At 66.5% G+C, this 13,069-nt stretch carries 12 protein-coding genes; 4 read left to right on the forward strand and 8 right to left on the reverse strand.

Annotation, left to right across the window (positions count from 1 at the left end; genetic code table 11):
• The first annotated feature begins 302 nt into the window (after positions 1-302).
• Positions 303-968 (forward strand): serine protease, encoded by a 666-nt coding sequence (locus EEB19_RS03820; protein ID WP_187583351.1) that lies wholly within the window; start codon positions 303-305, stop codon positions 966-968.
• Between the two features lie 84 nt (positions 969-1,052).
• Here the strand turns inward: EEB19_RS03820 and EEB19_RS03825 are convergent, their stop codons facing one another.
• The 7 genes from EEB19_RS03825 to EEB19_RS03855 form a co-directional block, all read right to left on the reverse strand.
• A complete protein-coding gene (locus EEB19_RS03825) occupies positions 1,053-1,385 on the reverse strand; it encodes a hypothetical protein (RefSeq protein ID WP_187583353.1) in 333 nt (110 codons plus the stop codon).
• Positions 1,386-1,434: 49 nt separating this feature from the next.
• Positions 1,435-2,253 carry a hypothetical protein gene (locus EEB19_RS03830; RefSeq protein ID WP_187583355.1) on the reverse strand — a complete coding sequence of 273 codons (819 nt, stop codon included), beginning with the start codon at positions 2,251-2,253 and terminating at the stop codon, positions 1,435-1,437.
• Positions 2,250-3,446 carry a hypothetical protein gene (locus EEB19_RS03835; protein WP_187583357.1) on the reverse strand — a complete coding sequence of 399 codons (1,197 nt, stop codon included), beginning with the start codon at positions 3,444-3,446 and terminating at the stop codon, positions 2,250-2,252. Before EEB19_RS03835 ends, EEB19_RS03830 begins: the two co-directional genes overlap by 4 nt.
• A gap of 92 nt (positions 3,447-3,538) precedes the next feature.
• Entirely contained in the window at positions 3,539-3,769 is a 231-nt protein-coding gene (locus tag EEB19_RS03840; protein ID WP_187583358.1) for a hypothetical protein, read from the reverse strand.
• 302 nt (positions 3,770-4,071) lie between these two features.
• Complete coding sequence (gene ilvC, locus EEB19_RS03845; protein WP_187583360.1) at positions 4,072-5,085, reverse strand: ketol-acid reductoisomerase; 1,014 nt, start codon at positions 5,083-5,085, stop codon at positions 4,072-4,074.
• Positions 5,086-5,172: 87 nt separating this feature from the next.
• Positions 5,173-5,676 carry an acetolactate synthase small subunit gene (ilvN, locus tag EEB19_RS03850; protein WP_187583362.1) on the reverse strand — a complete coding sequence of 168 codons (504 nt, stop codon included), beginning with the start codon at positions 5,674-5,676 and terminating at the stop codon, positions 5,173-5,175.
• Positions 5,673-7,616 carry an acetolactate synthase large subunit gene (locus EEB19_RS03855; RefSeq protein ID WP_187583365.1) on the reverse strand — a complete coding sequence of 648 codons (1,944 nt, stop codon included), beginning with the start codon at positions 7,614-7,616 and terminating at the stop codon, positions 5,673-5,675. The genes ilvN and EEB19_RS03855 overlap by 4 nt, the downstream gene beginning before the upstream one ends.
• Positions 7,617-7,888: 272 nt before the next feature.
• On the opposite strand from EEB19_RS03855, the gene EEB19_RS03860 reads away from it, so the two are divergent.
• The 3 genes from EEB19_RS03860 (at position 7,889) to ilvD (ending at position 11,796) form a co-directional block, all read left to right on the forward strand.
• A complete protein-coding gene (locus EEB19_RS03860) occupies positions 7,889-8,347 on the forward strand; it encodes a PH domain-containing protein (RefSeq protein WP_262365415.1) in 459 nt (152 codons plus the stop codon).
• 77 nt (positions 8,348-8,424) lie between these two features.
• Positions 8,425-9,765, forward strand: coding sequence for a magnesium transporter (mgtE, locus tag EEB19_RS03865; RefSeq protein WP_187583367.1), 1,341 nt, complete (start codon positions 8,425-8,427; stop codon positions 9,763-9,765).
• A gap of 186 nt (positions 9,766-9,951) precedes the next feature.
• Complete coding sequence (ilvD, locus tag EEB19_RS03870) at positions 9,952-11,796, forward strand: dihydroxy-acid dehydratase (RefSeq protein ID WP_187583369.1); 1,845 nt, start codon at positions 9,952-9,954, stop codon at positions 11,794-11,796.
• A 15-nt stretch (positions 11,797-11,811) separates the two neighbouring features.
• On the opposite strand, the gene EEB19_RS03875 is transcribed toward ilvD, so the two are convergent.
• On the reverse strand, positions 11,812-13,065 hold the full coding sequence (locus EEB19_RS03875; RefSeq protein ID WP_262365416.1) for a DoxX family protein: 1,254 nt from the start codon (positions 13,063-13,065) through the stop codon (positions 11,812-11,814).
• Positions 13,066-13,069: the final 4 nt, after the last annotated feature.

The raw sequence follows: 13,069 nt of genomic DNA on the forward strand, positions 1-13,069 counted from the left end.
GGGGACCGGGTGAACGAGTGCGGAGACCGCCACGATCGGCTCGGGTGACCGCGACGACTTCCGCGAACAGCTTAGTCGTGACCCCTTCATCGCCTCGCAGCCGGTCTGCGCCAGTCAGATGGGTGCGTCACGAAATGCAGGTAGATTGTGAGCGGCATTACGGATAGGTTGCAAACCGACCCCGGGACGATTCCGTGTACGGCACGCCGCGCTCGGCTACCGGTACGGTGTGCTTGGCCCCGAGTCGCGTGATCTCGGGGCCGTCATGGATCTCGAGTGTGCGTCGAACGAGCGGAGTTTGGATGATGAGGAAGCTGACAGCACTGTTGGCGGTTCTGGCTGCAACGGTGCTGACCGGCTGGGGGGCTGGCTCTGCGGTTGCCGCACCGGCGAAGATCTACCTCGGAGGCGGGTCGGGGATCCTGGTTCTCAAGGGCGGCAACTCCGCTGCTGCCTGCACCCTGACGACCATCGGCAAGTCCAAGACGAACAAGCTCATCGGCATCACCGCGGGCCACTGCGGCGACCCCGGCCAGAAGGTCTATTCGGAGACCTTCCAGGACCGTGGCCAGGCCGGCACCATCACGTACTCCGCCAGCGACCTCGACATCGCCGTCATCGAGTTCAATCCGGCCAAGGTCGTGCCCCTGCGCACCGTCCGCGGTGTGACGATCCGCTCGATCGACACCAAGCCACTCGCCTTCCCCGCGGTCGCCTGCAAGCAGGGTCGCACCACCGGCAACACCTGCGGTATCAGCTGGTTCTCCGACGGCAACGCGCACTTCAGTCAGATGTGCGTCATCGAAGGTGATTCCGGCAGCCCAGTCGTCGTCGGCGACCGTCTCGTCGGCATGGTGAACGCCTACTACTTCTTGGCGTGCATCGGCCCCGAGACCGGCACGAACATCTCTCCCATCCTCAAGCGCGTCGGATCGCTCCCGCAGTACGGCGGGTTCCGCGTCATCTGACCGTCGACCACACGCAGATCGGCCCCGAGGGTTCGCCCTCGGGGCCGATCTGTTGTCCGTGTCTTCGCGTGGGAGTTCGTCGAGTCAAGGTTCGTAATGCACGTTCGGATTCGCTTGCCTCCATGCCTTGAGCTCGCGGAAGAACTGCTCGCGAGTCCACTCCTCGATCTCGCGCTCCATCTCTTCGCTCGCTCCCGTAAGCGGATCCAATGCCCCGTTCTCCAACGATTCATTTGATGCTTCACTCACCCGGCGGGCGAGCTCAGAAGTCCGGACGCGACGGTCGGTACAGAACAACCGGTAGTCATCGGTACGCCACGATGTCGGCATCGGGAACAGTGCTGATGCGAGGGCATCGTCCCCTGCCGCGAATGCCACCTGCCGCAGTTCCGTCCGCACAGCGACATCGAGAGGCATGTCCTGGAGGAGGGCGATGTACTCCGGGGGGAGGCTCGGCTCTGGGCCGTCAGACATGACGTCTCCCATCCGTCTCGAGCATGGCGGCCCGAAGACGAATCAAGACCGCCGACGACGACAGTTCATCGCGCAGTTCTGGTGCGCGATGATATTGCTCGATGAGCCACAGCGACGCCTTTGCGCCAATGGCAGTTTCGTCCACGCGGAGATGGTCACGTCTCTCGTTGGGCTCCAACGACAACCACGCGCCCTCGCGCCTGTCACCCTTGATGTCTTCCGGCACGACCGCGGAAATACTCTCCCATGAACGAAATCTGTTGCGGCGGCCGCCGAAGCGAATTCCCTGCGGAGAGAGAGTGAAGACAGCGCATCGCGCAGACATGGTCCGAACTGTGTGGACGACGCTCCCCACACCAACCATCACAGCTACCCAGGGGTAGACAGACAGACGCACCGTGTCGGTGAAGGGAAGCGAGACAAGACCTGTCCACACACCACCCGCGAGGATGAGAAACCCGACACCGATGCCCAGATGCGCAAAAACATCGGCGGCCTGAGTGAACCCGTCGCGATCGATCACCAGTTCACGGTTGCGCAGACGCGCGCTGTTGCGAGGGTACGTGGCACGACTGTCGTGCAGGCGTCTTCGCACTGTATGTGCCAGCTGCACCCCAGATGTCGCGAGTCCAATCGCAAGCAGCAGTCCACACACTCCGCCCGCCATCTCCCCGTCCATGACGCGATCAACCGCAAAGAAGACGCTGAGCAAGGACAGCACTGTGTATACAGCCAATCCGCCCTTGTCTCCACGCGAGTAACCGACTCGCCAGTTGTCCGGGTCGGACACCGATGTGGTCGGCTCACTCACTTGCAGACCGCCTGCCCGATTGCGGACCCGATGGTTCCGAACATCAACGTCCCCAGAGTGGTCGCCCCAAGAGCGCGCATCGGACCGAACGACTCAGGCATGATCGCTGCGAGACCAAGGTCGCCGACGAGACTGACCGCCCCGGTTGTACCCGCCACGCACTGGTCGTATCCGGACTTGGCACTCGCGACAGCAACGGCCGTGCCCAGGATCGTCAGCGCCGGACCCGCCGCCTTCGCTCCGAGCTTGAGCGTCTCGGCCTGTCCTGGGGTCAGGTACGGAAGACCCTCGGCAACATGGGGTTCCAAAGCCGCCATTCCACCCCCGGCCAGCGCCTGGGCCACCTCACGGCTCCCTGGGACCTGCACCGAGACCCCATCCACGACCGCCGTCGCACGTCCGTTCTCGTACTCGGTCACAACAACCGGCGACTTGCCCGCGCGCATCAGGGTCGTCGTCGTCGAACCGTCGGCGTTGGTCACCCTTGTCGACACGAGGATTCCCTTGTCGCTGTACATCGCGAACTCGTCACCGACACCTCCACGATGGGCGTCGGTGTATTCTTGGCGGCTGCCGTCGAGCATCCGCAACGTGGTCACCGTCTTGCCGTTCTCGGTGGTGGTGCTCTTGTCGACGACGGTCCCCATCATGTGCTCGGCGAGTCGCCTCTGCTGTTCCTCGCGCCCTGTGGTGGGGTTCTCCCCGCGCCGTTCGTCCGAGTAGGGATCGGTTGTGACATCCTGAGGCGCCGCCCGGTCATCCCACAGTTCCGGCAAATCCGGTGCCATGACCTTGATCTGAGATCTGATGAAGTTGCCGAGGTCGTGATCTGCGTGCCCGAGAGCCATCAGGTGCGGATTCAACTGATCCTGAAAACCCATGGCGGCGAGCATCATCAGCTTGGCCATCGCCGGTGACATCATCTTCTCGCGGACCAGCACGGTCCAGTCATCGGTCACGTAGAGGTCACCGGACTCGATGATCCGAACGAGACCGGTGATCGCGTTCGTCGATTCCACCAGAGCCGGCGCGTACTTCTCGATCCCGACAACGCTGGAGATGGCGACGTTCTTGATTGTGTTCGCGGAGCCTTCGCCCTGGTCCACCGCACTGACGGCTGCGTCATGGGACTGACCGCGCCAGGCCCCGTCGGGACCCATCGAGTAGATCCGATGGCTCACGTCGGTGGTCATGTCGTGAAGGTCGTCCGCCCGGGATTCGATGGTCAACCCACAGGGAAGGAGCGCGTCGACATCCCATGTCTCGAACACAGGTCTGCTGGGAATCATCTCGGCTGACCAGCCTCGCGAATCCCCTTCGCGATCTCTTCGTCATCGCGCTCGAACTCGCCTGCTGCGTTCGTGACCGCCTCGGCGATCTCTGAATAGAACGCCGACAGAGTGCTCAGCGCTCGTCGGAACTCCGGCACCGCCGTGACCGACGCGAACGCCGTCGAAGAGCCCGGCAAGCAGGCTGCCAGGTCGGTGAACGCCCCCGGTACGCGAGACTCGGACACCCCCACTGACACCTGATCCACACTCCCCGAGAACTGCCGGAGAACCTCCGGATCCACCTCGACCCCCGACACATGACCCCCTGTTGCCACGCTTCTAACGCTCTGCTTCGGCAGAGAATACCTGCCGTGTGACACATCGCGCTGCGAGGCCGTTCGCGCAAATGACCGGGGGCGCATCTCCAGCCGCAGACGTTGCGATCCGCTCCGGATTCCGGGCCGGATCGCAACGTCTGTCCCACCCGCACAACGACTGTGGCCGTCACCCCCTGGTGGGGGCAACGGCCACAGGACGATCAGATCGCTCAGGCGGTCTCGGTGATCGGGCGATCAACCCAGCTCATCAGGTCGCGCAGCTTCTTGCCGGTGACCTCGATGGGATGCTCGGCATTCTGCTTACGCAGACCCTCGAGCTCCTTGTTGCCACCCTCGACGTTCGCGACGAGACGCTTGACGAAGGTGCCGTCCTGGATGTCCTTCAGGATGCCGCGCATGCGCTCCTTGGTGTCGGCATCGATGACGCGGGGTCCCGACAGGTAGCCACCGAACTCGGCGGTGTCGCTGACCGAGTAGTTCATGCGGGCGATGCCACCCTCGTACATCAGGTCGACGATCAGCTTGAGCTCGTGCAGCACCTCGAAGTAGGCCATCTCCGGGGCGTATCCCGCCTCGACCATGACCTCGAAGCCGGTCTTGACCAGTTCCTCGGTGCCGCCGCAGAGCACGGCCTGCTCACCGAACAGGTCGGTCTCGGTCTCTTCCTTGAAGGTGGTCTTGATGATTCCCGCGCGGCCACCACCGATGGCGCTGGCGTAGCTCAGCGCGAGCGCCTGGCCCTCGCCCTTCGGATCCTGGTCGATCGCGATCAGGCACGGCACGCCCTTGCCGTCGACGAACTGACGACGAACGAGGTGTCCCGGTCCCTTCGGGGCAACCATGCCGACGGTGATGTTGTCGGCCGGCTTGATCAGGTCGAAGTGGATGTTGAGCCCGTGACCGAAGAAGATCGCGTCGCCGTCCTTGAGATGCGGCTCGATCTCCTCGGTGAAGATCTTGGCCTGCGAGGTGTCCGGCGCCAGGATCATGATGACGTCGGCCCACTCGGCGGCCTCGGCGGCGGAGAGGACCTTCAGGCCCTGCTCGGCAGCCTTCTCACGCGACTTGCTGCCCTCGCGCAGACCGACCGCGACGTCGACCCCTGAGTCACGCAGCGACAGCGAATGCGCATGCCCCTGGCTGCCGTAGCCGATGACCGCGACCTTGCGGCCCTGGATGATCGACAGATCGGCGTCGTCGTCGTAGAACAGTTCGATCGCCACAGTTGGTTTCCCTTCGATTTCTGTTGTCCCTCAAGGCTTGTGTGACCCGAGGGCATGTGTACTACTGCGCGGCTCCCGCCGTGGGTGTCAGCGGTTGGCCGACATGCTCTTGGGTCCCCGACCCAGCGTCACCGCTCCCGACTGCGCGATCTCCCGGATGCCGTACGGATCGAGCATCCGCAGCAGCGCCTCGAGTTTCTCGCTCGTGCCGGTGGCCTCGACGGTCAGCGACTCGGGTGAGACGTCGATGACCTTGGCGCGGAACAGATTGACGACCTCGATGACCTCACTGCGCACCGACGAGTCGGACCGCACCTTGACCATCATCAGCTCGCGGGACACCGAACTGGCGGGGTCCTGCTCGACGATCTTGATGACATTGATGAGCTTGTTGAGCTGCTTGGTGACCTGCTCGAGCGGGAAGTCGTCGACGGTGACCATGATGGTCATCCGCGAGATGCCCTTGAGCTCGGTCGGTCCGACCGCGAGCGACTGGATGTTGAAGCCGCGGCGAGAGAACAGGCCCGAGACGCGGGCGAGCACGCCCGGACGGTCCTCGACCAGGACACTGAGGGTATGGGTCGTGCTCACTTCTCGTCCTTCGCTGATGTCGTGGCCGACTCCGCGCGGGCCATCGTGTCATGGATCTCGACCGGGTCCGACGCCGACTCGTCCTCGTCGAACAGCGGCCGGATGTCGCGTGCCGCCATGATCTCGTCGTTGCCGGTGCCGGCGGCGACCATCGGCCAGACCTGCGCGTCGGCGCCGACGATGAAGTCGATGACGACGGGACGGTCGTTGATCTCGCGCGCCTGGGCGATGATCTCGTCGACGTCGGACTCCTGCTCGACCCGGAATGCCGCGCAGCCCAAGGCTTCTGCCAGCTTGACGAAGTCCGGGATCCGGCGTGAGTGGGTCGCCAGGTCGGTGTTGGAGTAGCGCTGTTCGTAGAACAGTGTCTGCCACTGACGCACCATGCCCAGATTGCCGTTGTTGATGAGCGCGACCTTGATCGGGATGCCCTCGATCGCGCAGGTGGCGAGCTCCTGGTTGGTCATCTGGAAGCAGCCGTCGCCGTCGATCGCCCACACCTCGGTCTCGGGTGCAGCGGCCTTGGCCCCCATGGCGGCCGGGACCGCGTAGCCCATCGTGCCCAGACCACCCGAGTTGAGCCAGGTCCGCGGCTTCTCGTAGGAGATGAACTGGGCAGCCCACATCTGGTGCTGTCCGACGCCCGCGCAATACACCGCGTCGGGGCCGGCGGCCTTGCCGATGGCGGAGATGACGAACTCCGGGGACATCGAACCGTCGGCCTGACGGTCGTAGCTCAACGGATACGTCCGGCGGATCCCGTCGAGGTAGCGCCACCAGGTGGACAGGTCGGGTGCCGCCGAGGTGGTCGCCCGCTCGTTGCGGATCGTTTCGATCAGGTCGCCGATGACCGCCTTGCAGTCGCCGACGATCGGCACGTCCGCGTGCCGGTTCTTCCCGATCTCGGCAGGATCGATGTCGGCGTGGATGACCTTGGCGTCCGGCGCGAACGACGACAGCTGTCCGGTCACGCGGTCGTCGAAGCGGGCGCCGAGGGTGATCAGCAGGTCGCTGCGCTGCAGCGCCGCGACCGCCGCGACCGTTCCGTGCATGCCGGGCATGCCGAGGTGCAGTTGATGACTGTCCGGGAACGCCCCGCGCGCCATCAGGGTGGTGACGACCGGGATCCCGGTCAGCTCGGCCAGTTCCAGCAACTCCTCCGAGGCGTTGGCCTTGATGACCCCGCCACCGACATAGAGCACGGGCGCCTTGGCGGCCTCGATGAGTCGGGCGGCCTCGCGCACCTGCTTGCCGTGCGGCTTGGTCACCGGTCGGTACCCGGGCAGGTCGATCTGCGGCGGCCACGAGAAGGTCGTCTGCGCCTGCAGGATGTCCTTGGGGATGTCGACGAGAACCGCACCGGGACGGCCGCTCTCGGCGATGTGGAACGCCTCGGCGATCACACGCGGGATGTCGAGAGCATTGCTGACCAGGAAGTTGTGCTTGGTCACCGGCATGGTGATGCCGGAGATGTCGGCCTCTTGGAATGCGTCGGTACCGATCAGGGCACGACCGACCTGGCCGGTGATCGCAACGACCGGAACCGAATCCATCTGTGCATCCGCGAGAGGCGTGACGAGGTTGGTGGCGCCCGGGCCCGATGTCGCCATCATGACGCCCGCCCGACCGGCCACCTGCGCGTACCCGGTGGCCGCATGCCCGGCGCCCTGCTCGTGACGGACCAGGACGTGACGGACCTTCTGCGAATCGAGAAGCGGGTCGTAGACCGGGAGAACCGCGCCGCCGGGAATACCGAAGACCACCTCGACGCCGAGCTCCTCGAGCGATCGGACGACAGATTGCGCGCCGCTGACGCGCTCGGGTGCGACGGTGTGCCGGGCTACGGCCCGCAGGTTCCCACCCGCCGGCGACTGCTGACGTGGCGCCGCGTCACGCGCGGTGTCCCGCGTGTTCTCGGTACGTGCTGTTGGTGCGCTCACTGCACGGTCCTTCATGCTTGGTGTTCGTTCAGTTGACAAGAAAAAACCCCCGACAGCTGGGCTGTTCGAGGGTGGCGCGTCGATGCTGGAGGTCTACGAAGTGACCGGTCAGGCGACGACGCGCCGGCCGATTACTACGAGATTCTCGTGCTTCATCACGCCATCACGGTAGGACCGGCGCAGGCGATGAGTCAAACCACGTCTGCGCCTGTCCCACATCGTGAGAATTCCCTGGTGGATCTGCGAGATCCGCGAGATGCGAGAATGGAGCCGTGTCCACGTCATCCCCCGCCTCCCCCGACGCCGCGCCCGCGGTCGAACTGCCGCAGATCTTCCGCATCGGCCGCCTTGCCTGGTTCGCCGTGCCGATGATGTTCGTCGTCACCGTGATCCTGGCCGGCGCCTCGTTGGTCTGGCTGGGATGGACACTGATTCTCCCGATCGTGCTCGGCTGGTGGATAGCCCGCATCCGGACCGTGGTGACCGAGGATGGCCTCCGCGCCGTGCACACCTTCTCCACGCGCGAGATCGCCTGGAACGAGGTGGAGGGCGTGCAGTTCCCGCGGTGGGGATCCGTTCGCGCCGTCCTGGTCAACGGGGTGCGTGTCCGATTGCCCGCCATCACGTTTGCCGACCTCCCGCGTCTGTCTGCGGCGAGCCAGGGCCGCATCCCCGACCCGTACGAATCCCACGCCCGCAGCCAGGAATCCGACGACGACGCGAACGGCTGATGAACATCTCGGCGGGAACGCACTGCCCGCCGAGATCGACCGGAGCCATCGGCACGGTGTGCCGCTAGGGTTCGTCCGTGACCGCGCCTCCATCCGTCCACGACATCGACGACGACGTCGCCGCAGGCTCGTTCGCCGCGGTGGCGTCGGCCCTGGCCGGACAACCGCACGGCGACATCGCCGACATCCTCGATCATCTGTCGCGTGAGCGCCGTGGCATCGTGTTCCGGCTCCTCGCCAAAGAGGTCGCCATCGAGGTCTTCGATGATCTCTCCGCCCATTCGCAGCGTGAGCTCATCGCCGATCTCGGGACCGCGGAGGTGGCCGAGGCGTTCGACAACCTGGACCCCGACGATCGCGCCGAACTGCTCGACGAACTGCCCGCCGCGGTGGCGAGGAGCCTGGTGCAGCGGTTGTCGCCGGCCGAGCGCGAGATGACCGGGGTCGTCCTCGGCTATCCACGACGGTCCGTGGGGCGCCGTATGAGTCCGGAGTACGTCCACGCCTATCCGGAGGAGACCGTCACCGAGGCCCTCGAGCGGGTGAAGGCCCGCGGTCACGATGCCGAGACGATCTACACGGTTCCCGTGATCGACCGATCCCGCGGCCTGGTCGGCGTGGTCAGCCTCCGCGATCTGCTGCTCGCCGACCCGTCGACCTCCGTCGAGACCGTCACCACGACACCGATCTTCGCCTACGCCGAGGACGAGGCGGAGACCATGGCACAGCGCTGCGTGGATCGCGGCATCCTGGCGATGCCGGTCACCGACCGCGAGGGCCGTCTGGTCGGTGTCCTCACGATCGACGACGCCGTCGAGGTGATCGAGCAGGCCCGAGACACCGACGAGGCACGCGCCGGTGCACGCGAACCACTCAAACAGCCGTATCTGCTGTCGTCGATCCTCGCGATCACCCGTGCGCGCATCGTGTGGCTCTTCGTCCTCGCCGTCTCCGCGATCCTGACCGTGAACGTGCTGGAGATCTTCGAGAGCACCCTCGACCAGATGGTGGCACTGGCCCTGTTCATCCCATTGCTGACCGGCATCGGCGGCAACACCGGTTCGCAGGCCGCCACGACCGTCACCCGTGCGCTCGCCGTCGACGACGTGGCACCGCGCGACGTCTTCCGGGTGGCGGCCAAGGAGATGCGCGTCGGCATCACGCTCGGCGCCGTCCTCGGGCTCGCCGGATTCGCCGTGGCATCGGCGGTGTACGACACCGACATCGGGACCGTGATCGGCACGACGATCCTCGCCGTCTGCACCATGGCCGCCACCGTCGGCGGCATCATGCCGCTCGTCGCGAAGTCCATCGGCGTGGACCCGGCGGTGTTCTCCACCCCGTTCATCTCGACGTTCTGCGACGCGACCGGCCTCATCGTCTACTTCTCGATCGCCAAGGCGGTGCTGGGTATCTGAGTTTGTTCACGCTGGTCGGCGGAGTAGCCTCGATCGCGCGGTGCCGACGCGCCCGACCGGTGTCGTCGGCGACCCTCCGACGACCCGCGACGCGCGCACAATCCGCGCATCGCGCGACGCCGACATCACAGCCCACCGCACGCTCCGCCGCCCGCGGAGCCGTTGATCTGATCGAGGTACATCGCGATGCCAGCCCTGAGGTCCCGAACCACCACCGTCGGACGCGAAGCCGCCGGAGCCCGCTCGCTCTGGCGGGCGACCGGTATGACCGACGACGACTTCGGCAAGCCGATCGTGGCGATCGCCAACTCCTACACCCAGTTCGTTCCCGGGCATGTGCACCTGAAGGATGTCGGTGAGATCGTCGCGGACGCGGTCCGAGCGGCCGGCGGTGTGCCCCGCGAGTTCCACACGATCGCCGTCGACGACGGGATCGCGATGGGACACGGCGGCATGCTGTACTCGCTGCCCAGCCGCGAGATCATCGCCGACTCGGTCGAATACATGGTCAATGCGCACACCGCGGATGCCCTTGTCTGCATTTCCAACTGCGACAAGATCACCCCGGGCATGCTCAACGCTGCGATGCGGCTCAACGTCCCGACGGTGTTCGTCTCCGGCGGCCCGATGGAGGCCGGCAAAGCGGTCGTCGTCGACGGCGTCACCCATCCCTCCTCGGATCTGATCACCGCGATCTCCGCATCGGCCAACAGTGAGGTGGACGACGACGGACTCTCCGAGGTGGAGCGATCCGCCTGCCCGACGTGCGGCTCGTGCTCCGGGATGTTCACCGCCAACTCGATGAACTGCCTCACCGAGGCCCTCGGGCTCGCCTTGCCGGGCAACGGCTCCACCCTCGCCACCCACGAGGCGCGACGCGCGCTGTTCGAGCGGGCGGGCACAGTCGTCGTGGAGGCGGCGCAGCGCTGGTATCGCGATGACGACGCCTCGGTGCTACCCCGAAACATCGCCACCCCCACCGCTTTCCGCAATGCGATGGCGCTCGACGTCGCCATGGGCGGGTCGACGAACACGGTGTTGCACATCCTCGCCGCCGCGCAGGAGGGCGAGGTCGACGATTTCGACCTCTCGGTCATCGACCAGATCAGCCGTAACGTCCCCTGCCTCTCGAAGGTGTCGCCCAACTCCGACTACCACATGGAGGACGTGCACCGGGCGGGTGGAATCCCGGCCATCCTGGGCGAATTGCGCCGCGCCGGACTCATCGACGACACCGCGTCGACCGTGCACAGTGCGACCATCGGCGACTTCCTCGACGACTGGGACATCCGCAGCGGCACCGCCACCGACGCGGCCCACGAACTGTTCCATGCCGCGCCCGGCGGAGTCCGAACCACCACCCCCTTCTCGACCGCGAACCGATGGAGTTCGCTGGACACCGATGCCGCAGGCGGGTGCATCCGCGACCTCGAGCACGCCTACACGGTGGAGGGCGGACTGTGCGTCCTGCGCGGCAATCTCGCCCCGGACGGCGCGGTGCTCAAGACCGCGGGCATCGATGAGGACCTGTGGCATTTCGAAGGCCCGGCACGTGTCGTCGAGAGCCAGGAGGAAGCCGTCCAGGTGATCCTCTCCAAGACGATCCAGGCCGGCGAGGTCCTCGTCGTCCGCTACGAGGGGCCTGCCGGCGGACCCGGGATGCAGGAGATGCTGCACCCCACGGCCTTCATGAAGGGCACCGGCATGGGCAAGAAGTGCGCGCTCATCACCGACGGCCGCTTCTCGGGTGGATCGTCGGGCCTGTCGGTCGGCCACATGTCACCGGAGGCGGCCTCCGGTGGTGCCATCGGTCTCGTGGAGGACGGCGATCCGATCCTCATCGATGTCAAGACCCGACGGCTCGAGGTCCTCGTCGACGACGAGGTGCTCGCCGAGCGGCGCGCCAAGATGGAGGCATCCGAGCGGCCGTGGCAGCCGAAGGATCGTCAGCGGACGGTCACGACAGCGCTGCGCGCCTACGCCAAGCTCGCCACGTCGGCCGACCGCGGCGCGGTCCGACAGGTCGACTGACGGGTACCGAGCCGGTCAGCCGGTCGGATTGCCCGGCGACTGGAACGGATTGGTGCCGTTGAAGACCATCCAGACCGCCACGGCGGCACCGATCCCGACCAGCAGCAACGCGAGCGAACCCCACGCCGGTCGGCGCGCCCACCCGCGTGGGGCATCGAGCGCGATCCGGCCGGGCCCGGTCAGGATGATCGCTGCGGCGCACACGGCGAGCAGCGCCTCGTACTCGATGCCGGCTCCGTTGCCGCCGCTCGCGAAGAACCAGACGCCGCCGGCCAGGGTGGCCTTGTAGGCACCGGCGACGAGCATCACCCCGAGGACGGCCGACGCGGCCAACGGTGTGAACAGCCCGACCACGAGCATCAGCCCACCGAGCGTCTCGGACAGCGCACCCACGATCGCGAGCGGTCGCGCCGCGTCGGCCTGGAACCCGATCGCCGTGTTGGGAGTGTTGACCAGCATGTCCTCGAATCCGGACAGGCGCGGACCGTTCCACCAGCCGAAGAGCTTCTGGGCGCCGTGCGCCATCGCGATCGCGCCGACCGCGCACCGCAGCACCAGGAGCCCGAGGTCGAGGGTGCCCCGCCGGGCTCGACGTTCGGCGTCGGACAGGTCGTCCTCGGCCGACCGGAGACGATCGTCGGACGCAGTGGCAGGGGTATCGGTGTCGTACCCACCGGTGTCGTACGCGGCTGTGTCGAATCCGGCCGTGTCGTACGCACCGGCGTCGTACCGCTCGGTGGCCGCCGCCGGAACGGCACCCTCGCCGCGACCTGCGGCCGGGACCGCGGTGAAGGCATCGGTCCGCGCGGTGGCGGTCCGGGCATCATCGGCGTCCGTCTCATCGGGCCCCGGATCGGTGCCCAGGCTCTCGGTCGGCACCGGGGTGCGGCCCGCGGCCGGACTGGCGAACCGGTGCGTGGGCGCCTCGGAGGACGACGTTTCGAGCGGTGGGACCGGATTCGGAGTCGGCGGCACGGTGGCGTCCGGGGTCGCCGCGGGGCTCGCCACCGGGGCCGATCGTGCGGCCGGCGCACCGGAGCCGGTGGGAATCGACCTGGTCTCGATGTCGTCGGGATCGATGTCGTCGAGGTCGTCGACCCGGGACATGGACCCCCGCGGCGGGATCGCGTGTCGCGCGTAGAAGTCGTCGCGGTCCTCGGCCGGTACCCGGCGACGCCGCTGGGGTGTCGTCTCACCCAGGTCGATCTCGCCGGTCGGCTCATCGTACGGACTGGAACCGCTGCCTGCAGCCATGTCACGTTCGTTCACGGTT

It is taken from the genome of Gordonia sp. OPL2, assembly GCF_003797825.1.
In the GTDB taxonomy this organism is placed as follows: Bacteria; Actinomycetota; Actinomycetes; order Mycobacteriales; family Mycobacteriaceae; genus Gordonia.

Coding starts and splice junctions, on each gene's coding strand:
- EEB19_RS03820 (WP_187583351.1), top strand. CDS start 303: ATGATGAGGAAGCTGACAGCACTGTTGGCGGTTCTGGCTGCAACGGTG.
- EEB19_RS03825 (WP_187583353.1), bottom strand. CDS start 1,385: ATGCCTCTCGATGTCGCTGTGCGGACGGAACTGCGGCAGGTGGCATTC.
- EEB19_RS03835 (WP_187583357.1), bottom strand. CDS start 3,446: ATGACCACCGACGTGAGCCATCGGATCTACTCGATGGGTCCCGACGGG.
- ilvD (WP_187583369.1), top strand. CDS start 9,952: ATGCCAGCCCTGAGGTCCCGAACCACCACCGTCGGACGCGAAGCCGCC.